At 64.3% G+C, this 25,206-nt stretch carries 24 protein-coding genes; 11 read left to right on the forward strand and 13 right to left on the reverse strand.

Going from position 1 to position 25,206, the window contains the following annotated elements; all coding sequences use genetic code 11:
* Nucleotides 1-50: 50 nt before the first annotated feature.
* Nucleotides 51-1,088: an alpha/beta fold hydrolase gene (locus ACFWO3_RS12640; protein WP_378577772.1), complete on the reverse strand. Its 1,038-nt coding sequence runs from the start codon at nucleotides 1,086-1,088 to the stop codon at nucleotides 51-53.
* A 145-nt stretch (nucleotides 1,089-1,233) separates the two neighbouring features.
* A complete protein-coding gene (locus tag ACFWO3_RS12645; protein WP_378577774.1) occupies nucleotides 1,234-2,172 on the reverse strand; it encodes a proteasome assembly chaperone family protein in 939 nt (312 codons plus the stop codon).
* 307 nt (nucleotides 2,173-2,479) lie between these two features.
* Here ACFWO3_RS12645 and ACFWO3_RS12650 point away from each other — a divergent pair, with 307 nt between their 5' ends.
* From ACFWO3_RS12650 to ACFWO3_RS12665, 4 genes are all read left to right on the forward strand, one after another.
* Nucleotides 2,480-3,565: an S-(hydroxymethyl)mycothiol dehydrogenase gene (locus ACFWO3_RS12650; RefSeq protein WP_378577776.1), complete on the forward strand. Its 1,086-nt coding sequence runs from the start codon at nucleotides 2,480-2,482 to the stop codon at nucleotides 3,563-3,565.
* On the forward strand, nucleotides 3,562-4,188 hold the full coding sequence (locus ACFWO3_RS12655) for an MBL fold metallo-hydrolase (RefSeq protein ID WP_378577778.1): 627 nt from the start codon (nucleotides 3,562-3,564) through the stop codon (nucleotides 4,186-4,188). Before ACFWO3_RS12650 ends, ACFWO3_RS12655 begins: the two co-directional genes overlap by 4 nt.
* A 97-nt stretch (nucleotides 4,189-4,285) precedes the next feature.
* Entirely contained in the window at nucleotides 4,286-4,981 is a 696-nt protein-coding gene (locus tag ACFWO3_RS12660) for a DUF5642 family protein (RefSeq protein WP_378577876.1), read from the forward strand.
* Between the two features lie 192 nt (nucleotides 4,982-5,173).
* Nucleotides 5,174-6,331 (forward strand): DUF4192 domain-containing protein, encoded by a 1,158-nt coding sequence (locus ACFWO3_RS12665; RefSeq protein WP_378577780.1) that lies wholly within the window; start codon nucleotides 5,174-5,176, stop codon nucleotides 6,329-6,331.
* Here ACFWO3_RS12665 and galE read toward each other — a convergent pair whose 3' ends face one another.
* Both galE and ACFWO3_RS12675 read right to left on the reverse strand, forming a co-directional pair.
* The gene (galE, locus tag ACFWO3_RS12670; RefSeq protein WP_378577782.1) at nucleotides 6,332-7,327 is read right to left on the reverse strand and encodes a UDP-glucose 4-epimerase GalE; all 996 of its coding nucleotides are present in this window, start codon (nucleotides 7,325-7,327) and stop codon (nucleotides 6,332-6,334) included. It lies immediately after the preceding gene.
* Between the two features lie 3 nt (nucleotides 7,328-7,330).
* On the reverse strand, nucleotides 7,331-8,023 hold the full coding sequence (locus tag ACFWO3_RS12675) for an iron dependent repressor, metal binding and dimerization domain protein (protein WP_378577878.1): 693 nt from the start codon (nucleotides 8,021-8,023) through the stop codon (nucleotides 7,331-7,333).
* 166 nt (nucleotides 8,024-8,189) lie between these two features.
* Here ACFWO3_RS12675 and ACFWO3_RS12680 point away from each other — a divergent pair, with 166 nt between their 5' ends.
* Together ACFWO3_RS12680 and ACFWO3_RS12685 are read left to right on the forward strand one after the other, a co-directional pair.
* Nucleotides 8,190-9,461 carry an acetoin utilization protein AcuC gene (locus ACFWO3_RS12680; RefSeq protein WP_378577784.1) on the forward strand — a complete coding sequence of 424 codons (1,272 nt, stop codon included), beginning with the start codon at nucleotides 8,190-8,192 and terminating at the stop codon, nucleotides 9,459-9,461.
* Nucleotides 9,462-9,465: 4 nt separating this feature from the next.
* The gene (locus ACFWO3_RS12685; protein WP_378577880.1) at nucleotides 9,466-12,153 is read left to right on the forward strand and encodes a GNAT family N-acetyltransferase; all 2,688 of its coding nucleotides are present in this window, start codon (nucleotides 9,466-9,468) and stop codon (nucleotides 12,151-12,153) included.
* A gap of 82 nt (nucleotides 12,154-12,235) precedes the next feature.
* On the opposite strand, the gene ACFWO3_RS12690 is transcribed toward ACFWO3_RS12685, so the two are convergent.
* From ACFWO3_RS12690 to ACFWO3_RS12700, 3 genes are all read right to left on the reverse strand, one after another.
* Complete coding sequence (locus ACFWO3_RS12690; protein ID WP_378577786.1) at nucleotides 12,236-13,207, reverse strand: sigma-70 family RNA polymerase sigma factor; 972 nt, start codon at nucleotides 13,205-13,207, stop codon at nucleotides 12,236-12,238.
* Between the two features lie 173 nt (nucleotides 13,208-13,380).
* The gene (locus ACFWO3_RS12695; protein WP_378577788.1) at nucleotides 13,381-14,877 is read right to left on the reverse strand and encodes a methyltransferase; all 1,497 of its coding nucleotides are present in this window, start codon (nucleotides 14,875-14,877) and stop codon (nucleotides 13,381-13,383) included.
* Nucleotides 14,878-14,923: 46 nt separating this feature from the next.
* Complete coding sequence (locus ACFWO3_RS12700) at nucleotides 14,924-15,283, reverse strand: DUF3099 domain-containing protein (RefSeq protein ID WP_378577791.1); 360 nt, start codon at nucleotides 15,281-15,283, stop codon at nucleotides 14,924-14,926.
* Between the two features lie 127 nt (nucleotides 15,284-15,410).
* Between ACFWO3_RS12700 and ACFWO3_RS12705 the strand changes: the two genes are divergently transcribed.
* Nucleotides 15,411-15,647 (forward strand): DUF3039 domain-containing protein, encoded by a 237-nt coding sequence (locus tag ACFWO3_RS12705; RefSeq protein ID WP_378577793.1) that lies wholly within the window; start codon nucleotides 15,411-15,413, stop codon nucleotides 15,645-15,647.
* On the opposite strand, the gene ACFWO3_RS12710 is transcribed toward ACFWO3_RS12705, so the two are convergent.
* Nucleotides 15,620-16,759, reverse strand: coding sequence for a YihY/virulence factor BrkB family protein (locus ACFWO3_RS12710; protein ID WP_378577795.1), 1,140 nt, complete (start codon nucleotides 16,757-16,759; stop codon nucleotides 15,620-15,622). The two genes, ACFWO3_RS12705 and ACFWO3_RS12710, sit on opposite strands and share 28 nt — an antisense overlap.
* Nucleotides 16,760-16,999: 240 nt before the next feature.
* On the opposite strand from ACFWO3_RS12710, the gene ACFWO3_RS12715 reads away from it, so the two are divergent.
* Entirely contained in the window at nucleotides 17,000-18,742 is a 1,743-nt protein-coding gene (locus ACFWO3_RS12715) for a DEAD/DEAH box helicase (RefSeq protein WP_378577797.1), read from the forward strand.
* 151 nt (nucleotides 18,743-18,893) lie between these two features.
* Here the strand turns inward: ACFWO3_RS12715 and ACFWO3_RS12720 are convergent, their stop codons facing one another.
* On the reverse strand, nucleotides 18,894-19,088 hold the full coding sequence (locus tag ACFWO3_RS12720) for a hypothetical protein (RefSeq protein WP_378577799.1): 195 nt from the start codon (nucleotides 19,086-19,088) through the stop codon (nucleotides 18,894-18,896).
* Nucleotides 19,089-19,318: 230 nt separating this feature from the next.
* Here ACFWO3_RS12720 and ACFWO3_RS12725 point away from each other — a divergent pair, with 230 nt between their 5' ends.
* Nucleotides 19,319-19,690 (forward strand): DUF952 domain-containing protein, encoded by a 372-nt coding sequence (locus tag ACFWO3_RS12725; protein ID WP_378577801.1) that lies wholly within the window; start codon nucleotides 19,319-19,321, stop codon nucleotides 19,688-19,690.
* Between the two features lie 88 nt (nucleotides 19,691-19,778).
* Here ACFWO3_RS12725 and ACFWO3_RS12730 read toward each other — a convergent pair whose 3' ends face one another.
* Complete coding sequence (locus ACFWO3_RS12730; protein WP_378577803.1) at nucleotides 19,779-21,128, reverse strand: RNA polymerase sigma factor; 1,350 nt, start codon at nucleotides 21,126-21,128, stop codon at nucleotides 19,779-19,781.
* 122 nt (nucleotides 21,129-21,250) lie between these two features.
* Nucleotides 21,251-22,003: a polyphosphate--glucose phosphotransferase gene (gene ppgK / locus ACFWO3_RS12735; RefSeq protein ID WP_378577804.1), complete on the reverse strand. Its 753-nt coding sequence runs from the start codon at nucleotides 22,001-22,003 to the stop codon at nucleotides 21,251-21,253.
* Between the two features lie 153 nt (nucleotides 22,004-22,156).
* Between ppgK and ACFWO3_RS12740 the strand changes: the two genes are divergently transcribed.
* Entirely contained in the window at nucleotides 22,157-23,044 is an 888-nt protein-coding gene (locus tag ACFWO3_RS12740) for an inositol monophosphatase family protein (protein WP_378577806.1), read from the forward strand.
* Between the two features lie 39 nt (nucleotides 23,045-23,083).
* Here the strand turns inward: ACFWO3_RS12740 and cei are convergent, their stop codons facing one another.
* Nucleotides 23,084-23,773, reverse strand: a complete 690-nt coding sequence (gene cei, locus ACFWO3_RS12745; RefSeq protein WP_378577808.1) for an envelope integrity protein Cei — start codon at nucleotides 23,771-23,773, stop codon at nucleotides 23,084-23,086.
* Nucleotides 23,774-24,258: 485 nt separating this feature from the next.
* Here cei and ACFWO3_RS12750 point away from each other — a divergent pair, with 485 nt between their 5' ends.
* A complete protein-coding gene (locus ACFWO3_RS12750; protein WP_378577810.1) occupies nucleotides 24,259-24,561 on the forward strand; it encodes a DUF4193 domain-containing protein in 303 nt (100 codons plus the stop codon).
* Nucleotides 24,562-24,583: 22 nt separating this feature from the next.
* Here ACFWO3_RS12750 and ACFWO3_RS12755 read toward each other — a convergent pair whose 3' ends face one another.
* Nucleotides 24,584-25,108 carry a DUF3093 domain-containing protein gene (locus tag ACFWO3_RS12755; protein ID WP_378577812.1) on the reverse strand — a complete coding sequence of 175 codons (525 nt, stop codon included), beginning with the start codon at nucleotides 25,106-25,108 and terminating at the stop codon, nucleotides 24,584-24,586.
* Between the last annotated feature and the right edge of the window lie 98 nt (nucleotides 25,109-25,206).

Below are 25,206 nucleotides of genomic sequence, written 5' to 3' on the forward strand. Positions count from 1 at the left end.
CTAGCCCGCCGACGGCTGCGTCCCGAATGCCCCGGACCGAAGGCGTGGGATCAGGTCGCGCTGCGTTCGTCGGAGCCCATTGCATCGAGGACCGCCATGCGGGTGCTTGCGCTCCCGCTGATCGCGGCCTCGCCGACGCCGCCGAGCAGCATCTGGCGCCAGCGGTGCTCGTCGAACTCGGAAGGCTTGGTGGAGTCGAGAAAGTTCTCGACAACTTCCAGGAACCGCATCGGCTCGTCGCGGAACGGAAAGTGTCCCGAGCCGTGGAAGATCTCGATACGCGAACTGGGCATCGCGGCGTGCGCGAGATGGGCATGGGCGACCGGAATCACGACGTCCCGATCACCCCAGATGATCTGGACGGGCATGTCCTCGGTCATGTAACAGCGATCGAGCATGGTGACGACCTGGCCGCGCCAGTCGACCACGGCGCGCAGCGTACGAAGATATGCGGCGTGTGCAGTCGGGTCGGGTAGATCGCCGAGGATACGAACGAGGTCGGCCGTGTCGTGGAACAGTGCACCCGGGAGCAACGGTGCTCCGTCGAGCCGGCTCAGCACGCTGCTGGCGGTGCGCAGACCCGGCATCACGCCGGGTACACGAAGAAGCTTCATGGCTTCGTTGAGCACGGGAACGGCCGCCATCCTCAGCAGGGGATGGACATCCTTCGTGACACCGCCCGCCGATACGAGAATGAGTCGTTCGACCAGCTGGGGGTACTGATACGCGAACTGCATCGCAACCCCGCCGCCCAGCGAGTGACCGACAACCGTGACACGGTCGATCCCCAGCGTGGTGAGAAGATCGCGTACGCCGTTGGCGTACGCCGCCACCGAATAGTCCGCGCGTGGCTTGTCCGAACGGCCGTGGCCCAGGAGATCCGGAGCAATCACCGTGTGGTGTTTCGCGAGATGAGGAATCACCTCGGACCACGTGGAGGAGTTGTCACCGATTCCGTGTATCAGGAGGAGGGCGGGACCCTCGCCTGCGATCCGGAAAGCACGCCGATACCCGTGAATGGTGCGAAAAGCCATCCGTGCTTCTTCGTCGGGCACCGGTCTGAGCTGACGAAAGCGGGTTGTGCTCATCGCGCCTCCTGTCAGGGCTCCTGATAGTGGACAGCACCAGGTTAAGCGACATTCATGACGGTCGTTCGCTCGTGGGTGAACGTCACGTTTCGAGTTCCTTATCGTTGGCGTTCATAGCGTGGTCGTTTCATGGCGTCGTGCCGAATCAGTGCGTGTCGTCGGGGCCGTCGTCGCGTGCGTGCTCGGCCAGGAAACGCTCGAACTCGGCGCCCAGCTCGTCTCCGCTGGGCAAATCCTCTTCTCGCGCCAGAAGGGTCGACTTCTGCTCCTGTGCGGTCACGAAAGCGTCGTACTGGCGCTCGAGGGCCTGGACGACGGACTCGACTTCTTCGTTACCCGCGATGTGCTCGTCGATCTGCTCGCGAACCCGCGCGGCCGCCGCGCCCAGTGCGCTCAGCGGAAGTTCGAGGTCGCCTATCTCCGCGACGTTCTCGAGGAGAGTTTCGGCCGCCGACGGAAAGTCCGTCTGCGCCAGGTAGTGCGGTACATGGACCGAATAGCCGATCGAATCGTGTCCGTGCTGCGCCATCCTGAGCTCGATCAGGGAGGAGGCGCTGCCGGGGATCTGAAGTTCGCCGGCCCAGCGATGCTGTTCCTGGATCAGATCCTTGTTCGTCGAGTGAGCGGTCAGTCCGAGCGGACGGGTGTGCGGCACCGCCATCGGAATGGCACTCAAACCGATCGTGCGGCGGACGTCCAGTTGCTCGGCGAGCAGTCGCACGGCAGTGGTGAACCGTTCCCACCGCAGGTCGGGTTCGAGTCCTGCGAGGAGAAGGAAGGGGGTTCCGTTCGTATCCTTCAGTGCGTACAGATTCAGTTCGGGCTGCTCGTAGTCCGAGAAGTGGTCCGACTTGAAGGTCATGGTCGGCCGCCGCGAACGGTAGTCGATCAGTTCGTCGACTGCGAACGAGGCCACGAGCTCGCTTTCGAGACTGTCACGTAGATGCTTGGTGGCGAGGCGCACGGCGTGCCCTGCGTCCGAGAATCCTTCGAGGCCGTGGACGAGCACGGGGCCCAGCCCGTCGGCAGAGGACAGCTGCGGTGCCGGAAACTCCAGCTCGTACATCTTCGACTGCTCGGTCATCGCAGGCCCCTATCTGTGCGTGTCTGCTCTCAGTGTCCCCCACACGGTCACCTGATCGAAAGTTCGGTGTCGCTTGCTACTGGTGGGTACGTTCGTCCAAACGTCGAACGCCGTGCCGATAATTCCCGTGGACCGCCCGATTCGTGTTCGCCGAGAGCAGACGAACAGTTCGGAGACACCGACCGACATATGCGTCGGTAGCGATGGATTGTGGCAGGGTGGGGGCGCCGGTGAACGGCAGAGCCGAGCATGGCCCACCGTGGACGTGGGGCCCGGTTCGCAGGACGACTGAACGGCGGAGGTAATCATGTCGCAGAGTGTTCGAGGAGTGGTCGCGAAGGCGAAAGGGGAGCCTGTCACGATCGAAACCGTGGTCGTTCCCGACCCCGGTCCCGGAGAAGTCGTCGTCGACATCGCGGCGTGCGGTGTGTGCCACACAGACCTGCACTACCGTGAAGGTGGCATCAACGACGAGTTTCCATTCCTGCTCGGACACGAAGCTGCGGGCGTGGTGGAGAAGATCGGCCCCGGTGTCGACCACGTGGAAGTGGGCGATTTCGTGGTTCTCAACTGGCGTGCGGTCTGTGGAAACTGCCGTGCCTGCAAGCGCGGTAGGCCCCAGTACTGCTTCGACACGTTCAATGCGACCCAGAAGATGACGCTCGAGGACGGAACCGAACTGACTCCTGCATTGGGAATCGGTGCCTTCGCCGAGAAGACGCTCGTGCACCAGGGACAGTGCACCAAGGTGGCACCCGACGCCGACCCCGCCGTCGCCGGCCTGCTCGGATGCGGCGTCATGGCCGGACTCGGTGCAGCGATGAACACCGGAAACGTCGGGCGCGGCGATTCCGTAGCCGTCATCGGGTGCGGTGGAGTCGGCGACGCCGCGATCGCCGGAGCCAGGCTGGCCGGTGCGGCGAAGATCATCGCCGTGGACACCGATGCCGGAAAGCTCGAATGGGCGACTGAACTCGGCGCCACGCATACCGTCGACGCGACGAAGGGTGACGTCGTAGAGGCCGTGCAGGAACTCACCGGCGGATTCGGTGCGGACGTGGTCATCGACGCGGTCGGGCGTCCCGAAACATGGAAGCAGTCCTTCTACGCGCGAGACCTGGCCGGCACGGTCGTGCTGGTCGGAGTCCCGACCCTCGACATGAAACTCGACATGCCGCTGATCGATTTCTTCAGTCACGGTGGTTCGCTCAAGTCGTCGTGGTACGGCGACTGCCTGCCCGAGCGGGACTTTCCGATGTTGGTCGATCTGTACCAGCAGGGGAGGCTCCCGCTCGACAAGTTCGTCACCGAGCGAATCGGACTCGACGAAGTCGAAGCTGCCTTCACGACCATGGGAGAGGGCAAGGTTCTCCGATCGGTGGTGGTCCTGTGACGCTGCGCATCGACCACGTGGTCACTTCCGGGACGTTCAGCCTCGACGGCGGCACCTGGGACGTGGACAACAACGTGTGGATCGTCGGTGACGACGACGAGGTCGTGATCGTGGACGCCGCGCACACTGCCCAACCGATCGTCGACGCCGTTGCGGGGCGCGCCGTGCGAGCAATCGTGTGCACTCACGGCCACGACGACCATGTGACCGTGGCTCCGGAACTGTCGCAGGTACTGGATGCGCCGATACTTCTGCACTCGGGTGACGACATGCTGTGGCGCAGCACGCATCCCGATGTCGAACACCATGGGCTGGACGAGGGGCAGCGGATTTCGGTGGCTGGAACGGATATTCAGGTGGTTCATACGCCCGGTCACTCACCGGGGTCGGTGTGTTTGTACCTTCCGGAAGCCGGTGAACTGTTCAGCGGCGACACTCTATTCGAGGGCGGACCCGGCGCCACGGGCCGCTCGTATTCGGACTTCCCGACCATCATCGACTCGATTCGCCATCGTCTTCTCGCACTCCCGGGAGACACGGTCGTCCACACGGGACACGGGCCGTCCACCCGAATCGGCGCGGAGTCGCCGCACCTGGAAGAGTGGATTTCCCGGGGACACTGACGACCACGGGACATTGACGATCACGGGGAGACACTCGGCACCACGAGGACACCGAACGGCAGGAGGCATTGTGGCGCGAACTCGCTTGGGCAAGGTGTTGAGAGATCGCGGAGCGGTTGCGGCAGTCTGTGTCTCGGCCGTGCTGTCCGTCGGTGCTCTCACATCGTGTGGAAGCGATGTGTCCGGGGTGGCTCAGCCTGCCCAGCGCGCGTCCGGGGGATCGTCGGATACGGAGCTGTCCAAGCTTCTTCTCGAGCCGTCGGAGTTTCCCGGCGGCTTCGACACAGTCGTGCTACCGCCACAAGCGGTGTCCATGGCTGCGCCCGACCTCACCGGCGTACCTCAGAATGCGAAGGTGGAACCCGCGAGGTGTGTTCCGCCCGAACAGGAGTACGGGCCCACCAGCACAGCCATGGCAGTGGGAACGAACAATGCCACGCGCGCCACGATCACGGTCGAGTTGACCAGGGCGCAGGCAACCATCGGCGAATTGAAGGATCAAGCCGAAGACTGCTCGAGTTTCACCGTCACCTCGAGTGGGGCGAAGTCGACCGTGACGACCGACATCGTGCCACCGCCTCCTGTCGATGCCGATGACACGTTGGCGCTGCGTCGAACCGTCGCATCCGGGGAGTCAGGCGGTGAGGTTGTTCAGTCGATGACGACGTTGATGGGGGAGGTCGGGGACGTACGCATTTCCGCCACCCTCATGTCGTTCGGATCGGGCAAACCCGAACTGGCGCCCCTCGACGAAGCATTCACGGCTGCGGTTCAGAAGGTGAAACAGTCCTGACGCCATCCCGGGCATACTGCCTGCAAGGAGTCCGACACAAGGTTATCGCACACCACCGACACGACGATGAGCGTCGCGCCTGCAGCCGAGGTGAATTCGGCTATTGCACACACTGATGCGGTATTTCCCCAGTCCAGTTTTCAGCGACCTTCTGGGCGAGGTGGCGGCAGAACGACAGTGCACAGTTCGTTCATGACTTCTTCGGCGTTCTCCCGAGGCTCGGCGTCCGACTCATCGAGCCCTTTCCAGCGGATTCCTCATACGACTGTTCAGCTTTCGGAGCCAGGTGAACTGATCGCATCCGTGCCGGCGATCCTCGGCTTCACGCCGACAAGGTCGGTGATCGCCATCTGCCTTTCGGGCAATCCGAGGCCGACGATCGGCGCGGTGATGCGTCACGACTTGGTGTTCGACGACGGGGTTCCGGATCTTTCGCTCGAAATGAGGATGGCGGTCGACCAGTTCGCGACGGTGTCCGCTCGGGAAGCTGCATCCGGAGTGTTGATCCTGTTCATCGACGATCGTTTCGACGGCACCAGTGAAACTGCGATCCGTCGCGATGCGGTCGTGGCCGTCGTCGAAGCACTAGAGGATGCCGTGAATTTCCATGGGATCGAGTTGCTCGACGCGTTCGTCGCCGCCAAGATTTCGGAGGGCGAAGACTGGTTCAGTTTGTTGCCGGACGGGGACCGTGGCCGTCAGCCCGATCCGGGAGCATCCCGCGTTGCGATGGCACAGGTGTTGGGTGGGCGCGTGATCCGTTCGTCCCGACAAGAACTGGAGGAAATTCTTGCGGTCGATCCGTCGCGGGAAACGGACGATATCGGATACCTGGTCGATGCCGCCTTCGATTCCACCACCGGTTCTCGCGACCTCCCCGGGGACCCGCGTGATCCCGCCAGCGGGCATCGGAGAGAGTTGCGTTTCGTACTCGCTCATATCGGGAAGGTCGGTGCCGGTGGTACTCCGGCACCGGGCGAATGTGCGCAACTCGCTCTGGCGCTTGCGAATGTGACGGTACGCGACTGCCTGCTCGCACTCGCCGTCGGTGACCTCGCCGATGACGCAGAGCGATTGTGGATTCTGCTGGCGAAGAAGCTACCGGCACCGCATCGATCTGCGCCCGCGGCGCTTCTGGGCTTCAGTGCATACGTGCGCGGCGATGGGCCTCTCGCGGGAATCGCATTGGGGTCGGCACTCGACGCCGATCCTGAGCACAACCTCGCGGGAATGCTCGACGTCGCACTTCAGTCCGGAATCCGACCCGGGATCGTTCGTGAACTAGCCGATGTCGGATTCGAATGCGCTGCGGCACTCGGCGTCGACCTACCTACACCGACCGATCGGTGATCAACGATGTGCAGCGTGCGATCGGTCGCCGAGCTCCCGAAGATAGGTCCAGGCATCCGACACGATCTCGTCGAGGTCCGTGTGGTTCGGCTGCCACCCCAATTCGGCAATGGCGCGATCGCTCGAAGCGATCAGGACAGCCGGATCACCAGCTCGTCGGGGTGCGTCCTCGACTGCAATGGGGAGACCGGTCACCCGCTCGCAAGCCGAAATTACCTGTCGAACACTGAATCCTGCACCGCTGCCGAGATTGTAGATCCGATGCCTACCGGGCGCCGACGACTCCAATGCCAGCACATGTGCCTCGGCAAGGTCGAGTACGTGAATGTAGTCACGAACCGCGGTCCCGTCCGAGGTAGGCCAGTCGGTTCCGAAGACCGAAATCTTGTCGCGTTGCCCCAGTGCGACCTGCAGAACCAGGGGGATGAGATGCGTTTCCACCACTCGGTTCTCACCGGCGGACTTGTATGCGCCGGCCACGTTGAAGTACCGAAGGCTCGTGGCAGCCAACGAGTGCGCAACCGAGTACGACGTAATCGCATGGTCGATCGCAAGTTTGGTTGCACCGTAGGGATTGGTGGGTCGGGTCGGGTCCGCCTCGGTGATGGGGGAGCTGTCCGGTTCGCCGTAAGTGGCGGCGGTAGAGGAGAACACGAGCCGCGGGGTCCCGGAAGCCCGGATCGCTTCGAGCAACCGGAGCGTGGTCACCACGTTTCCCTGCCAGTACTTCTCGGGCTTCTCGACGGATTCGCCGACGAGCGACTGAGCTGCGAAATGAAGGACTCCGTCGAACCCGGCGGGTTCGTCCGCCGAGCCGAGGACCGACTCTGCCAGTTCGGCGATGTCGCCTTCGATGAATTCCGCGTCGGCAGGAACGGCGTCCCGGTTTCCTGTCGACAGGTTGTCGACCACGGTCACCTCGTGTCCGCGCTCGACGACAACCGTGGCGCAGACGCTACCCACATAACCGGCACCGCCGGTGACCAAGAGCTTCATCCGTTATCCCTGAACCCGCTTCACCTGAACGGCGTGCGCCATTTCTTCGGGAAGGTCGACGGCATCGTGTCCGGGCACGGTGATCGTGACCACGCCCGGCTTCGTCTCCACCGTCACGCGGGCGTCGGGTACGACACCGGCCTCCCGCAGCTGAGCAATGATTTCCGGGTCGGATTGAACGTGCTCGGCGAGACGGCGGACGACAACCGCGGTGGGACCGCCGGCGGGCACCTCGGTGAGTCGGATGAGGGTCTCGGTCTGTGCCGTGGACTGCGCGAGTCCGAGTTGGTCGAGGCCCGGGATCGGGTTGCCGTACGGCGATGTCGTCGGGTTGTTGAGAACCTCGACGAGTCGCCGTTCGACTTCCTCGCTCATGACGTGTTCCCAGCGGCAGGCCTCGGCGTGAACCTCTTCCCACTTGAGTCCGATGACATCGACGAGCAATCGCTCCGCGAGTCGGTGCTTACGCATCACGGACACGGCAAGTTCGCGACCCTTGTCGGTCAGTTCGAGGTGGCGGTCTCCCGCCACCTGGAGCAGTCCGTCGCGCTCCATTCGCGCCACCGTCTGGCTGACCGTGGGACCGCTCTGCTCGAGTCGTTCTGCGATACGGGCCCGGAGGGGCACGACGCCCTCTTCTTCCAGGTCGTAGATCGTCCGGAGATACATCTCCGTGGTGTCGACCAGATCCTTCACACTCACACCCCTTCGTCTGACGCGAGTCTACCGGTCGTGGCGTGTTCTCGGTGTTCACCGTGCGCAGACGAGTGTCGCTGCTGCTGGGCTCGGGTTCGAACGGTGGTGACTCCCGCAAAATGTGGGGTAGGTCGCCCCCCGGCGTCTCGGACAGTAGCGTGAGCGCATGACCGCGTCGTACCGACCCGCCCAGGTCGAATCAACGCCCCCGCCCGACCGGGTAGTGGTGTGGAGTACCGACTATCTCGGATATCGATGGAGCGCGGAGCACCCGATGAATCCGGGGCGGCTCCAGCTCACGATGGCGCTGGCGGAGAGTTTGGGGGTGTTGACCGGAACCGAGCTCTTGCGCCCGGCCTCGGCGACGGACGCAGAATTGTTGCGTATCCACACCTCCGACTACATCGATGCGGTGAAACGGGCCGGTCATTCCGGGCATCCGGGCGTCACCGAGGTGGACACCCCCCATGGACTCGGAACCGAGGACAATCCCGTCTTTCCGCAGATGCACGAGGCCGGCGCGACTTTGGCAGGTGGCTCCCTGGCGGCCGCCCAGGAGATAGCTTCGGGGCGAACGCGACGGGCCGTGAGCATCGGTGGAGGCATGCACCACGCAATGCCCGACCGAGCATCGGGGTTCTGTGTCTACAACGATGTCGCCATCGCAATTTCGTGGTTGCTGGACAACGGTTTCGATCGCATCGCCTACGTCGATGTCGATGCTCATCACGGCGACGGCGTTCAGCATGCATTCCTGCACGATCCGAGGGTTCTCACGGTGTCGTTGCATCAGCATCCGGCCACCTTGTGGCCCAACACGGGTTGGGTCTCCGAAGTCGGCGAGGGTGCTGCCGAAGGCACAGCCGTGAACCTCCCGTTTCTGCCGGGCACGGAGGACAGCCTGTGGCTGCGTGGATTTCACGCCGTGGTCCCCGCGGTAGTCGCGGCGTTTCGCCCACAGATCGTGGTGAGTCAGTGCGGAGTCGACAGTCATCGCGAGGATCCGCTGGCGGATCTGTCACTCACCGTTGACGGTCAGCGTGCGGCGTTTCTCGCGATGCGTGATCTTGCGGACAGATATGCGGAGGGTCGCTGGTTGGCGGTCGGCGGAGGCGGTTACGGGCTGGCGCGCGTAGTGCCGCGGGCGTGGACCCACTTGATAGCGGCCGCACTCGATCGTGATGTGGAGCCAGGGCGCCGGATCCCGTCCGATTGGGTCGAACAGGCGCGTGCCGTGGTGCCCGGCGCGGAGATGCCCGACACGATGAGCGACGGGGGAGACGTCGAGTACGCGCACTGGGACGGTCCCGGTGGAGCGCCCGAAACCGGTGTCCCCGCAAAGGACCGGGCAGTCACCCGCGTCGACGCCGCGATCATGGCAAGTCGCCGCGCCTGCTTCCCACTGCTCGGCCTCGACCCGGAGGATCCACGTGACTGAACCGATCGACATCTCGCGTCTGCAGGAACGAATCGGCGACGGCCCGCATCCGTTTCCACGGACCTGGGTGGCCGACATCCTCGCGTCGGACGGTGGGGCCGTCTCACTGCGACCGATCATGCCCGAGGATGCAGATCGGCTCATCGCGTTCCACGCCAAGCTTTCCGAGCGCACCAGGTACCTGCGGTACTTCGGGCCGTATCCCACCATGTCGAAGCGCGACGTCACCAACTTCACGACGGTGGACCATCGCAATCGTGTCGCCTTCGTAGTGGTACTCGGGGACGAGATCATCGCGGTCGGGCGCTACGAGCGCCTGATCGGTGTGGGCGACGGGAATTCTGCCGAGGTCGCGTTCGTCGTTGCCGACGCCCATCAGGGACGCGGCCTGGGTCCGATCCTGCTCGAGCATCTCGCCGGGGCGGCGGCGGAGAACGGGCTGACGCAGTTCGTAGCCGAAGTGCTGTCCGAGAATCGGAACATGGTGACCGTGTTCCGCGAGGCCGGATATCAGGTCAGCAGGACCTACGAAGGTGGCGTCCTGCGCCTCGAATTCGACATCGACCCCACGGAAGCTCTGGTGTCGGTGCGCAATTCGAGGGAGCGAGCTGCCGAGGCTCGAAGTATGAAGAATGTGCTCAGCCCCCGTTCCGTGGCGGTCATCGGCGCGTCCGGTGACCGGTCGAAGGTGGGCAGCGCGGTTCTCGTGAACCTACTCCGGGGCGGTTTCACCGGCCCCGTTTACCCGGTGAATGCCGAGAGTCGCTCCATACGTGGTGTACGCGCCTACCCGACAGTGCGTGACATCCCCGACGAAGTCGATCTGGCCGTTGTTGCAGTTCCGGCAGAGAGTATCGACGCCGTCCTCGACGACTGCCTGGCCAAGGGTGTGAAGGCCCTGGTCGTGGTGTCGTCCGGCTTCAGTGAAACCGGCGACGAAGGTCGAAGGTCCGAGCGGCGACTCGTACATTCGGCCCGCAAGCACGGCATGAGGCTGATCGGCCCGAATGCGCTCGGAGTGGCCAACAACGACCCGGACATCTCGTTGAACGCCACGCTGGCCCCGGTGCTGCCGACTGCGGGCAACGTGGGCTTCTTCTGCCAGTCGGGCGCTTTGGGAATCGCCATTCTCGACGAGGCAGCGCGCAGCCGGATCGGATTGTCGGCGTTCGTCTCTGCCGGTAACCGCGCCGACGTCTCGGGTAACGATCTGCTGCAGTACTGGGATTCGGATCCCGCGACCGAGGTCGTGTTGCTCTACCTCGAGAGCTTCGGCAATCCGCGCAAGTTCTCCCGGATCGCGCGCCGAGTCGCACGAACGAAGCCGGTGGTGGCGGTCAAGAGCGGTCGGCACGCCGTCCCGCCGGCGCTGGCAACCGGTGCAGAGATGGACGACTCCATCGTGCGTGCCCTGTTCGAACAATCCGGCGTGGTGCAGGTGGGCTCGATCTCGCAATTGTTCGACAGCGCGCTGCTCTTCGCGTTCCAACCCTTGCCGGCCGGCCCGAGGGTTGCTGTGGTGGGCAATTCGACGGCGTTGGGTGTACTCGCCGCCGACGCCGCACGCAGCGAAGGCCTGCAGGTCGGTGAACCGGTCGACCTCGGACCACAGGCAGGGCCGACGGACTTCGCGGCCGGCGTGCGCACGGCGGTGGAGTCGTTCGACATCGACGCGGTCATCGCGGTGTTCGTTCCGCCCGTTGCGGTGGCTGTCGAGCCGTATGCCGCGGCGCTCAAGGACGCGGTGCGGGGGAGTGACAAGCCCGTTCTTTCGACTTTCCTTGCCGCAGAGGGTGTTCCCGATGCGTTGGCCGTTCGTGGTGTGGATGGAAACCCGATGCGGGGTTCGGTGCCGTCCTACCCGGGTCCGGAGCGAGCGGCGATGGCCTTGGCGCGCGCATGGCGTTACGCCCAGTGGCAGCGCAAACCACCGTCCAAGGTGGTGCGCCCTGCGTCGCTCGACCCGGAGCGTGCCCGGGATCTGGTTGCGGGGTGGCTTGCGGAACCCGCAGCGTCGGAAGGGCGTTGGCTCACCGACGTGGAAGCTGCGGAACTTCTCGGTTGCTACGGCGTGGAGGTGATTCCGTTCCGGACGGTCGGCTCGGAAGACGAAGCCGTTGCGGCGGCAGAGGGGTTGGGCTATCCCGTTGCCGTGAAGGCAACCGGCGAACAGTGGCGTCACCGACCGGACCTCGGCGGGGTGCGACTCGATCTCGGCGGCGCCGATTCGGTGCGGTCTGCGTATCGAGACCTTGCTGCCGTGTCGGGTGAACCGCTGCTTCATGTTCAGCGCATGGGAGCCAAAGGCATCGGCTGCGTCGTGGGGGTCCAGGACGACCCGTCGTTCGGTTCGTTGATTTCCTTCGGTCTCGCCGGCGTCATCTCCGACTTGCTCGGTGATCGTGCCTACCGAGTCCTACCGGTGACCGAGGATGCCGCGGTCGAGCTGATCGACGCGCCCAAGGCAGCGCCACTACTGTCCGGATACCGGAGCTCTGTCCCTGTCGACAAGGCCGCCCTCGTCGACCTGGTGCAGCGAATCTCCGCACTGGCGGACGACTTGCCGGAAGTACGCGAACTTGCGTGCGAACCGGTGCTTGCGTCGGCGGCGGGCGCACAGATCACCGATTCGCGGGTACGGATCGGACCCGAACCGAACATGGTCGATCTCGGCCCACGTCGTTTGCGCTGACCGACTCGGACAAAAGAAACCGCGGGCATGCTTCCGAGGGGAGAAAGCACGCCCGCGGAAAACCGTGTGGGTGTAGAGGCCGTCAGCTGGCGTACGAGCGCAGGCGCTCGGCGCGATCGCCCTGACGGAGCTTGCCCATGACTTCACGTTCGATCTGGCGCACACGCTCACGGGACAGACCGAAAAGCTTTCCGATCTGGTCGAGGGTGCGTGGCTGACCATCGTCCAGTCCGTAGCGAAGGCGGATGACCTGCTGTTCCCGCTCGTCCAACGTGGACAACACACTGCGGACATCGGTGTGCAGAAGCCCGGCGATGACGGCGCTCTCCGCCGAAGTCGCCTCGGAGTCCTCGATGAAGTCTCCGAGCGGCGCCTCCTCGTCACTGCCGACCGGCATGTCGAGGCTCACCGGGTCGCGGCTGTGGTCGAGCAGGTCGGCGATCTTGTGCGCGGGAATACCGGACTCCTCCGCCAGTTCGTCGTCGGTCGCCTCACGGCCGAGTTGCTGGTGGAGTTCACGCTTGATGCGCGCGAGCTTGTTCACCTGTTCGACGAGGTGCACTGGCAGCCGGATCGTGCGGCTCTGATCCGCCATTCCGCGGGTGATGGCCTGGCGAATCCACCAAGTTGCGTAGGTGGAGAACTTGAAGCCCTTTGCATAGTCGAACTTCTCCATCGCGCGGATGAGGCCCAGGTTGCCCTCCTGGATGAGGTCCAGCAGGGGCATACCGCGACCCGTGTAGCGCTTTGCCAGCGACACGACGAGGCGAAGGTTCGCTTCGAGGAGGTGAGCGCGAGCGGACTCGCCCTCACGGATGACCGTTGCCAGGTCACGCTTCTTCGCAGCGGAGAGGCGCTTGCCGGTGGCCATCACGTGCTTGGCGTAGAGCCCAGCCTCGATTCGCTTGGACAGTTCCACTTCCTCGGCGGCGGTGAGCAGCGCAGTGCGACCGATTCCGTTCAGGTAAACGCGGACCAGGTCGGCTGCGGGGCTCTGCGCGTCCATGTCGGCGGCACTGGGGCGAACGCGAGTGGTTGTGCTGGGGCTTGTCATGACTTGCCTCCTCATCGGTGGTGTCTCATAAGGATCAACGCGCCGACACCGCCGAAAAGTTCCCGACCGTCCGCCCGTGCAACTCTTCTGACCTGCAGTTCTTCGCTTCAGGTCCTGAGAAGTTGCTGAGAAGACGCAATTGTGTGCCGGGGTGCGGGAACACAGGACGGAGGTCACGCCCCGACGGGTGTGATCAATCCGTGACGGACGAGACCGTGGACGAGTTCGACAGCGGAACCACTCAGCTCGTCGGGGTCCTGGTCGTGCGCGTACGCGAGAAGTTCGACGAGTTCGCCCAGGACGAGTCCGTCCGGACGCATGCCTGCCAGGAGCGCCGCACCGAGATCGTCCACCTCGTGCTGCCACATGGGGCCGTTTCCGCGGTGGACGCGAGCGACCACCTGCTCCCACCCCTGTTCGCCGTGAAGGTGCACTCGTTCGAGGGCGGTGTGCTCGTCGACCTGGAAACGCGCCTGCATCACGTCGTGTTCCCGCAGCCACGCAACTCGGTCGAAGTAGGCGAGAGCTTCGTGCCCGAGTGGATCCTCGAACCCGTGAGTCAGGTCCTCGGCCAGAAGGTCGGTCGGGGCATCGGTGCGGCGCAGGTAGACGAACCCGAACCCGATGCCGACGACGTCGCCTCGTTCCAAGTGATCGAGCCACATTTCTGCGCGTGGCGCGGACTCCGGCCGACTCGGATCGAGCCCGCCGTCGCGCATCCAGGTGCCCACGTACAGGGCGGGATCCGCAACATCGCGTTGCACGACCCAGGCGTCCACCCCGTGTGCCGGAATCCACGAAGCCACCCGTGCCCGCCAGTCCTCGTCCTCCAGATGCAGCCACGACGCCAGCAGTACGGCGGTTCCGCCCGGTGCGAGGTGGTCGACTGTTCGCGACACCATGAGTTCGCTTGCGCCGTCGAGATCGAGGCCCGAGTCGCGGTACGTGTCGACGACCTTCGCCTCACTCACGACGAACGGCGGATTGGCGACGATCTGCTCGAATTGTCGCCCCTCGACGGGTTCGAACCAGGACCCTTCGAGCAACTCCATGTCCAGTTCGTTCAACGACAACGTGGCGGCGGTGAGTTCGAGCGAACGGGGGTTGATGTCGGTCGCGGTGATGCGCTCCGCGTACGAAGCGCCGTGAACTGCCTGGACACCGCATCCTGTTCCCAGATCGAGGAGGGTGCCCACCCGTTCTGTGGGGGTGGCGCGAACCAGTGACAGGGAAGCATGACCGACACCGATGACGTGATCGGGCACCGTGGGCCGCGGCCGCATGCTCCCGTCCAGGTCGGAGAAGATCCAGTGAGTTCCCGAGCCGGTGTCGACGGGACGCAGATCGACGGCGGCGAGTAGCCGTTCGCCGTGCCCGTCCTCTCGTTCGAGAAGCCCTGCGGAGAGGGCGTCCTCGACGGTGAGCGGCGCCAGCGCGGTAGCGACTTCGGATTCCGGCAGTGCGTCCGCAAGAAGGAACAATCGGATCAAGGTGCCGAGGTCGCCCGACGACGCGCAGGCACGACGTACGGGGACAGGTTCGTTTCGGCCGAGTGCAGCGTGTGCTTGCGCTCCGAGTTCCTCGAGCAGAGTGTCGGTGTCGTAGCGGTTACGGGTCAGTGCCTGTCGCAGCTCGTCGCAGATCGAGGACAGAGGTGTGTGGGTTGTCACCCGTGCATTGTCGCAGGACGATCCCGGGCGGGGCCGACGCCCGCGGTCAGCTCTCGATGGTGTGATTCGACGGAGGAGCGATGGCGTTCGATTCGGCCTCGTGGTGGTCGTATCGGCTGGGCTCGTCCTTGCTTCGCGGCGGTCTGTCGTTCGCGATGAGCACGGCGATCCACGGTAGCGGGATGGACACCCCGATGATGGCCATCGAAATCCACGGATTGCCCCAGACTCCATAGGCGACCGCCGACAGAATGAGGGCGGGGAATCGCACCGACATGATCAGCATGTACTTGCGTACGCGGGCACGATGCTGCGCTTCGACCGAATCCGCAGCTTCGGTGATGACGAATGGGTTCTCGGGGGATCCGGCCTCGTGACTGCCGCCGAACCCTGCACTTCGTGCCATGGCTACCACTGTTCCACTCTGCGGGTCCGATTGCACATCCCGATTTCGGTGGGCCCATGCCCTGCGGACTCGCGTCCGAACGCAGCGGTTGATGCGATACGACGTCCGAGTGCGGCATTATTGATTTGTGAGTACTCAGACAAAGGAACGTCCCGACGTCAGCACCGACGAGACGACCGACGACGACGCCCCCAAGGTCTTTCACTACGTGAAGAAGAACAAGATCGCCGAGAGTGCGGTCATGGGGACGCACGTCGTGGCGCTGTGCGGTGAAGTGTTCCCGGTCACCAAGTCCGCGAAGCCGGGCTCGCCGGTGTGCCCGGATTGCAAGAAGATCTACGAGGGCTTGCGCAAGGGAGACTGAACCGGCCCCTCGGCACGGGACTCCCGTGCACGGGGCTCGGACTGATCGCTGCCTGGCTGCTTTGCGTCGTTGCGTGCGCCGGCCACGGTCCGAATCGGGCCGCTTGCGAGGCGTCTGGTGATCGTGGCGACGGGCCCGCTCGAGGAGTCGTCGAGCGCGGCCTGTGCTGCGATCCACTCCCGCATCTGTTCCATGCGGGTCGCCCGTGCCGGCCAGAACTCCTGGATGGTGGCGTTGAACTCGGCTCCGATCACCACCGAGAAACCCAGGAAAAACGTGAAGAGCAGAAACGCGATCGGCGTTGCAAGTGCCCCGTAGGTGTATCCGGTCTGGGTGACCCACGACAGATACCAGCGCAGCCCCGTGCTGGCTGCGAGGAAGAACCCGCCCGCAACGAATGCGCCGCCCAGCAGGCGATGCCACGGCAATGATTTGTACAGCGCCACCTTGTAGAGCGTCGCGAGTCCCAGGATCAGCAGCAGGCCGACGGCGGGGTAGTAGAAGGTGTCGACGATCTCGCCACCGGTGGATCGCCACGACATCGGTAGCACCTTGCCGACGAGCGTTGGTCCGAGGGCCACGAGCGGCAACGTGAATACCGCCATGACGAGGAACATCACGTAGAGCAGAAGTGCAAAGAATCGCTGCCAGACCGGATGCCGAGCATCTTGCTGGTCGTGTGCTTCGACGATGGAGTCGACGAACGTCGAGATCGCAGACGAACCTGCCCAGAGTGACAGCAGGAAGCTCAGCGACACGATCTCGGGGCGCCCGCGCCGAAGAACGTCCTGAACGGTGGGCTGGATTATCTGATCGACGACGCTGTCACTGAAGATGCTTGCGGTGAAGCTGATGATCTTCGACTGAATGATGTCCACGGTGTCCGGGCCGAACCAGCCGCCCACGTAGCCCAGCATGCCGAGGAGACCCAGCAGGAGCGGCGGAAGGGACAGGGTCTGCCAGAACGCGGCCGTGGCAGCCTTCGCGAAGATCGAATCGTCCCAAGCTTTGACCAGAGTGCGGCCGATCACACGCAAGACTGTTCGCAGCGGGCGCCGAGACTTCCGTACGGCGGTGACGCCTCCGGGAGTCTTTGCAGGCGAATCACTCATGATGGGTTCCAGCATTCCGTACGACACGCCGTGATGCCCACTATGGGTGCAGTCGTGTCGCAAATCGTCTGCCAAGATCTGATGCGAAACGTGTCCGGGACGGCGGTTACTCTTCATTGACGAAGGTCCCGCCACACGGTCCGTGTCGGCTCCGGACCCGATACTCCAACAACATCCGATACTCGACGATCACGGACAGAGGAGCGCGGTACCAAGTGTCATCCCAGCGGAGGACTGCCTGTGAGTGCTGAAACAGCTTCTGCAGAGATCACACCCATCGCCGGTCCCGCTGGAAGCGGATCGTTGCGTGCGTGGCAGCGCCGCGCGCTCACGAAGTACCTCGCAACGGGGCCGAAGGACTTTCTCGCCGTCGCGACGCCGGGCGCTGGAAAGACCACCTTCGCATTGAGGGTTGCGTCGGAGTTGCTCCGCGACCGGACAGTCGATCAGATCACCGTCGTTGCACCGACCGAGCACCTCAAACACCAGTGGGCGGAATCGGCCGCACGCTCGGGATTGGCTCTGGACTCACGCTTCTCGAACTCCACGGGGCAGACCTCGAGCGACTTCCAGGGTGTGGTGTTGACGTACGCGCAGGTGGCGTCGCACCCCTTCAAACATCGGGTGCGGACAGAATCGCGTCGCACCCTCGTGATCCTCGACGAGATCCACCATGGCGGTGATGCGAAGAGTTGGGGTGAGGCCATTCGTGAGGCCTTCGACGGCGCGACCCGCCGGCTGGCCCTCACCGGTACGCCCTTCCGCAGTGACGACAGCGCCATACCGTTCGTCACGTACGAGCCCGACCGCGAAGGGCTGATGCGGTCGAAGGCCGATCATTCCTACGGCTATTCGGACGCATTGGCGGACGGGGTCGTGCGCCCCGTCGTGTTCCTGGCGTACTCGGGTGAAGCCCGTTGGCGAAACAATGCCGGCGAAGAGTTCACCGCTCGACTGGGGGAGCCGCTGAACGCCGAGCAGACCGCGCGGGCATGGCGTACGGCGCTCGATCCAGCGGGCGAGTGGATTCCTGCCGTTCTCCATGCCGCGAACACCCGCCTTGGACAGTTGCGTGCGGGCGGTATGCCCGACGCCGGGGGACTGGTCATCGCGACCGACCAGACCGTTGCCCGTGACTACGCGCGACTCCTCCGCGCGGTTACCGGTGAAGAGCCGTGTGTCGTTCTCTCGGACGATCCCACCGCTTCCAAACGCATCGCGGAGTTCGGCGCGAGCACGCAGAAGTGGATGGTCGCCGTTCGAATGGTGTCCGAGGGTGTGGACGTCCCCCGCCTGGCTGTGGGCGTGTACGCCACCAGTGCCTCCACCCCGCTGTACTTCGCACAGGCGATCGGCCGATTCGTGCGCGCGCGGCGCAAGGGTGAGACCGCGAGTGTGTTCCTGCCTTCCGTGCCGGTCCTGCTCGACCTTGCGAGCCAGTTGGAGACCCAACGCGATCACATCCTCGGCAAGCCGCATCGTGAGAAGGAGGGCTTCGACGACGACCTTCTCGCCGATGCCAACAAACAGAAGGACGAACCGGGCGAGGACGAGAAGGCTTTCACCTCGATCGGCGCCGATGCCGAGCTCGATCAGGTCATCTACGACGGATCCTCGTTCGGCTCCGCCACCTTCTCCGGCAGCGACGAGGAAGCCGACTACCTCGGGCTGCCGGGACTGCTCGACGCGGAGCAGATGAGAGCACTGCTGCGGCAACGCCAGCAGGAGCAGTTGAACAAGGAGCCTTCCGCACCGGCAGCGCCGACCCCGCCACCCCAGGCGGTCGAACGCGCCGCCACAGCGGGCCAGCTGGCGCAGCTACGGCGGGAGCTGAACTCTCTCGTGGCCATGCACCACCATCGCACCGGAAAGGCGCACGGAGTCATCCACGGGGAACTACGGCGCACCTGTGGTGGCCCGCCGACGGCCATCGCGTCGGTCGAACAACTGACGGAACGGATCGCGACACTGCGTAAATGGTGACGCGCACTGCCTGAAAAGAATGCTGCGGACATACAGAACGGCGGGTGAATCACCTAGGTGATTCACCCGCCGTTCTCGTTCGTGCCGAACTACATGTCGAGTTGGTACTGCATGTGGTGAGCCGCGAACGGGTTCACCCGGGCTGACGTCATCAGACGGTCACTTCGTCTTCCGAGACGATGGTTGCATTCATCTCGCGAAGTCGATCCGCATGCTCGTTGGCGTGGTGATTGCAGAAGAGCAGTTCGCCTCCGGTGGGAAGTACTGCGCGTACGCGAGCTCCGGCTCCGCACCGGTCGCACCGGTCGGCTGCAGTCAACTTGGGGGTGGTCAGTGTTCCGGGCATGACTCCTCCGTACTGGCTCTGGGCTGTTGCCTGTTGCCTGGGGCCTTGGTCCGCCGCACCGGGACGGCGCGGTAGATCTACTCTGTCAGACGTTTGGGCTTTACGCGTTGTTCCCGTCGGCGTTTCTCGCTGTTGCCTCCGATGGTAAACACGCAGGACAAGCAAGGATGCGTCGAGGTACGTTCGCTCACAGCTGATTTGCTGGCGCCACCTGGCGCTAATCTGTGTTTGTGAACCATCCCACAGAGCCCGACCAGCCGTCCGAACTGGTCCACATCTGCTCCCGTGAAGAGTGGGCAAGCGCACAGATCGAGGGGCAGCACGTCCCAGCCGGTTTCGGCACGGAAGGCTTCGTGCACCTGTCCATGCCCTCGCAGGTCCATCTTCCCGCCAACCGCCTGTTCGCAGGGCGCACCGATCTCGTCCTGTTGGAAGTCGACCCCGGCCGGGTCGGCGCGCCCATCCGTTGGGAGCCCGGCGTGCCCTCCGAGCCGGACTCGATGGTGTTCCCGCATCTGTACGGTCCGCTGCCGGTCGAGTCGGTGCTTTCCGTCGAGGACTACCTTCCCGGTTCGGACGGGCAATTCGCTCCGCGAACGTGACGAGCTGGGCGTCGAATCCAGGCACGACGAGATGGTCCCCACCGGAACACCCGGTGGGGACCATCTTCGGAACAGGGTCGGACCCGAACTAGTCGAGGTAGTCGCGCAGGACCTGCGAACGGCTCGGGTGCCGCAGCTTCGACATGGTCTTCGACTCGATCTGGCGGATACGCTCGCGCGTCACTCCGTAGACCTGACCGATCTCGTCGAGAGTGCGGGGCTGTCCGTCGGTCAGGCCGAAGCGCAGGCGAACCACGCCGGCCTCACGCTCGGAGAGTGTCTCGAGAACCGACTGCAGCTGATCCTGCAGCAATGTGAAGGACACGGCGTCGACGGCGACGACCGCTTCCGAGTCCTCGATGAAGTCACCGAGCTGACTGTCGCCCTCGTCGCCGATCGTCTGATCGAGAGAGATGGGCTCACGCGCGTACTGCTGGATCTCCAGCACCTTCTCCGGCGTGATGTCCATTTCCTTCGCCAACTCCTCGGGAGTGGGCTCACGGCCCAGATCCTGAAGCAGTTCACGCTGGATACGGCCGAGCTTGTTGATGACCTCGACCATGTGGACGGGAATACGAATGGTGCGTGCCTGGTCGGCCATGGCGCGAGTGATGGCCTGACGAATCCACCAGGTGGCGTACGTCGAGAACTTGTAGCCCTTGGTGTAGTCGAACTTCTCGACCGCGCGGATCAGGCCGAGGTTGCCTTCCTGGATGAGATCGAGGAACGCCATGCCGCGACCCGTGTAGCGCTTCGCCAGCGACACGACGAGGCGAAGGTTGGCTTCGAGTAGGTGGTTCTTGGCGCGGTTTCCGTCACGGCAGATCCAGCTGTAGTCGCGTCGTTGCGCCGCGGGGAGCTTCTCGCCGGCGTCCGCTATCTCCTGCATGCGCTGGGTGGCGTACAGGCCGGCCTCGATCCGCTTGGCGAGTTCGACCTCTTCCTCGGCATTGAGGAGTGCGACCTTGCCGATCTGCTTGAGGTACGCGCGGACCGAGTCGGCGGATGCGGTGAGTTCTGCGTCCTTGCGTGCCTGGCGCAGGGCCTCGGACTCTTCTTCGTCCCAGACGAAGTCACCGGATGCCTTGTCCTTCTCGGTGGGCTCGGACGTGCCGTCCTCCTCGTCCTCACCGACGGCGACGACCTCGACGACCTCGGACGCGACGGCAGCCAGATCGCCTTCGCTGACCTCCATGTCCTCCATGTCGGCTTCCGGCGCGTCGGCGTCCGACTCGGTACCCTTCGCTGCGCCCTTTTTTGCAGCGGCCTTCTTGGCGGGTGCCTTTTTTGCAGCAGCCTTCTTGGTGGCCGCCTTCTTCGCGGCCGCCTTCTTGGCAGGTGCTTTCTTGGCTGGGGCGGTACCGTTTGCCGCATCTGCGGCCGGTGAATCCGGCACTGACTCGGTGGAGTCAGTCTGACGTGTATCCGTGGCTGCCACGTACGCCCTTTCGTGACGGTGTCGTGCGGCGTCACGCCAGAGTTATCATCCGGCGGAGAGGTCTGTTTGGTTTCGCCGGCGCGCAGCCGGGCTCCACCATTGTAACGACCGAATCGCAATAGTCAGGGAGCGATACCCTTATCCGCTGCAAGCGCGGCCCCGACGATGCCTGCCGTGTTGAGAAGAGCAGCAGGTACGACCTCGGTCCGATTCTTCAGGTGAGGGATCCATTTCTCGTGTTTGCGGCTGATCCCGCCACCGGCGATGAACAGGTCGGGCCACAACAAATTCTCGAACGCCTCCAGGACACGGCTCACTTCCTTCGCCCATTCCTTGTAGCTGAGGTCCTTGTCCTCCTTGACGGACGATGCGGCCCGATGCTCCGCCTCCTTGCCGCCGACCTCCAGATGCCCGAATTCGGTGTTGGGCAGCAGCACCCCGTTGTGCAGGACGGCGGAGCCGATTCCGGTTCCGAACGTGACCAGAACGACGACTCCGTCCACGTCTCGTCCCGCGCCGAGCGCGTCCTCGGCGATACCCGCGGCGTCGGCATCGTTGAGGACCGTGACGTCCTTACGGCCGAGTGCCTTCGAGAACAGGGACCGTGCATCGGTGCCGATCCAGGACTTGTCGATGTTCGCTGCGCTGCGCGCGAGTCCATTGGTCACGACGCTCGGCAGAGTGATTCCGAGTGGTCCGTCCCACGCGGCTTCCGCTGCGATCTCGGCTGCAGTCCGTGCAACGGCTTCGGGCGTGGACGGCTGTGGGGTGGCGATCTTGATGCGCTCACCGATCAGCTCGCCTGTCGCCAGATCGACCGTGCCTCCCTTGATTCCACTACCGCCCACGTCGATACCGAAACCGGTTCTGGTCATGCGTGCGCTCCTGATCGTTCGAAAGCGGGACGTCCGAATGAATCCTGACGGAATCTCGGTCGATCGCAACAGTAATCGCCGCCCCTCGTTCTCGGACGCCGACTGTCGTTTCTGCGGTGGAGAAGTGTGCACGGAGTGTGATCCGATGGTCTCGTGCAGCAACCAGAGAGCGAAAAGTACTCGAACGATCCCCGTGACCTCCTGGCCGTGGCGCTCGAGGTGGTGCGAGAGGCAGCGCAGCACGTGCGCACGCGACGACTCGAGGTCTTCGGGGTGGTAGGCGCGTCCGTAACCGCAGAGGAGTCGGTGGAGGCGAAGAGCACGCCGACAGATCCGGTCACCGTGGTCGACACCGAAACCGAACAGTTGATTCGTGACCGGCTCACCCGGCTCCGTCCGGGCGACTCGATCCTCGGTGAGGAAGGTGGAGGACATTCCGGTCCGGTCGCCGGTGTCAGGTGGGTCGTCGACCCCATCGACGGCACGGTGAACTTTCTGTACGGCATCCCCGCGCACGCGGTGTCGATCGCCGCACAGATCGACGGTGTTTCGGTGGCAGGGGTCGTCGCGGATGTGGCTGTCGACGCGATCTACTCGGCCGCGACCGGTGGCGGGGCCCACCTGAGGGATACGAACGGCGAGGTTCATCGGTTGGCGTGCAACCCGGTGACGAGTGCGTCGATGGCTCTGCTCGCTACCGGATTCGGGTACGGGCGAGAGCGCCGCCGGATTCAAGGTCGCCTGATCGCCGAGATCCTGCCTCAGGTGCGGGACGTGCGCCGGATCGGATCGGCTGCGCTGGACCTGTGCATGGTCGCAGCGGGTCGAGTGGATGCCCATTTCGAACACGGACTCAATCCGTGGGACTGGGCCGCTGGTTCGTTGATCGCCACCGAGGCGGGCGCTCGGGTCAGAATTCCCTCCGCCGATTCCACCGGGTCGGCCGGTGAGGTCGTGGTGGCTGCTGCGCCGGGTATCGCCGACGAGATCGAGACGATTCTCCGAGCGGCAGGAGCGCTCGACCCGATCCCTGCAGACTGACTGGCGGGGAACAGGCCGAGTGGGGGGGATCGGGGACGATCAGCAGCGGGCGCTGCGTGCAGCCTTGAGGAGGTCGATATCGAGCGCTGCGGGCTGGGATCCCGGTGGCGGGTCTTGAAGTGAACGAAGTACTTCCTCGGCGTCTGCGTTCGGTGAGATCGAGCGGAAATAGGTGCCGAGAGCCAGGTCGACGGTGTCGTCGGTGCGCTCGTCCTGGATCAGTTCCGCACACGGCGCGATGAGCCAGGCCGTACTCGCCGCAGCGAGACCGTTCTCGCCGAATCGCAGTTGCCCCTGGCACTGGAGGTTCTGGTCGACGTAGACCGGGTCGTTACCGGCCTGCACGTCGGGAGCGCTTGCGAAACCGTAGTCGCTGAGTTGTGCGGCGACCTGTGTTGCCTGACCGTGTTCGCCGTTGGCGTTGAACACGCGAACCTTGGTGGCCGAAAGGGCTGCGGGTTCGACGTCCCGGAGAGTGTCGCTGTCCACCTTCTCGCCCAGAGGGGCGGGCTGCTCTGCGTTCGTCTCACCCGGCTTGGTGGCGGCTTGGGGTGCATTGCACGCTGCGGTTGTGGAGGACTCCGTCGTTTTCGCCAGCACGCCGATCCATACGATCGCGCCGAGCAGAGCAAGTATCGACAGCACCACGACGATAGGAGTCGATCGGCGCCGCCGGAACGGACGTCCGCGGTCGTCGGTGGAACTGCCTTCGGTGATCAGTGAAACCACGGTGTGCCTCGACCTCTCCTACTGCGCTGGAACAAATGTTGCGCACCGATGTGTTGCGCACCGATACAGTGCTCGGCCCCACCGTATGTGGCCAAGGTTCGGCACCTACCTTAGATGGCCCCGCCGTGAAGTCGTGGCGACCCACCGAGCTATGGAATGTCACAGGTTGCTCTGGTGTTGGTGACGATTAGCAGACAATTTGCGCGATCGGACGATTCGGTTACCAGTTTCAGGCTTGCTTCGGCTACTGTCTGGCGGCCCGACGAGTTCGTGACTGTGGACGAGGAGGGTGGATCGGCGGGACCGATGAGGCGTAGATCATGGTTTCCGGAGTGGTTTCCGGGCACTTTTCGAGTAGCTGCAACGTTGATCAACGGCAGGGTGTGATCTGCACCGCGGCGGCTTTTCAACTGGACAACCGGTCGACACGATTCGGAGTTCGGTGCAAGGCCGGGATACACAGAAGAGGATGAGGGGAAGAGGACATGGCTACTGATTACGACGCACCACGGCGTACGGAGTCGGACGAGGTTTCGGAAGATTCGCTCGAGGAGCTGAAGGCCCGACGCAACGAGGCTCAGTCCGCAGTTGTGGACGTGGACGAATCGGACACTGCCGAATCGTTCGAGCTCCCCGGAGCCGACCTTTCCGGCGAGGAGCTCTCGGTGCGGGTCGTCCCGAAACAGGCGGACGAGTTCACCTGTTCGAGCTGCTTCCTGGTTCATCACCGCAGCAGGTTGGCGAGTGAGGCCGGCGGCCAGCCGATCTGCATGGACTGCGCTGCATGATCCGCGTGCGGCGGTCAGCGCCTCATTCGGGAGAACGTGCACCGTCGATCGCGGCGAGGAGCTTGGCGGGTCGACGGGTGCTCACGAGCCAATAAGGAGTCGGATCGTCCGGGTCGTCGAGTACGACCAGGATCATGGTCTTGACCCATGCTCGGTGCTGAACGAAGGCGGCAGGATCGAGTTGCCGACCGAGTGCCGCGCTCTTCGCGGACGCGGGTACCTCCGCCGCCCGGGCGATGACGTCCACGGGCAAGTGCGCTTCGCCGACGCGCAGATGACGGCCATCCTTTTCGTCGATCACCTCGACGCGGAGACGACTCATCCAGAACATCGCCCAGATCGGAATCGGCAGAACCAAGAGGTAAGGCAGCCAGGCGCGCACCCCCGGCGCCCCCATGTGCAACTCCGCGGCCAGAAGACCGGCGACGAAGAGGGCAGCCACCCACCACCAGATCGGGACCCACAACCGTTCCGCGAATACGGTCGACGAACCGTTCGCCGAGGGCTGGTCCGAGGGCACGACGTCGGGGTCCGGGAAATGTGGCACGGCCCCAGGATACCCAGTCCGACGCAACCGGCCTGCGAGTAGGCTCGGTGCACGTGACGGACGCATCTACCACTCCACTGCACCCCGACGCCCGGCAT

The organism is Rhodococcus sp. NPDC058521, from assembly GCF_042719695.1.
Classification (GTDB): domain Bacteria; phylum Actinomycetota; class Actinomycetes; order Mycobacteriales; family Mycobacteriaceae; genus Rhodococcus_F.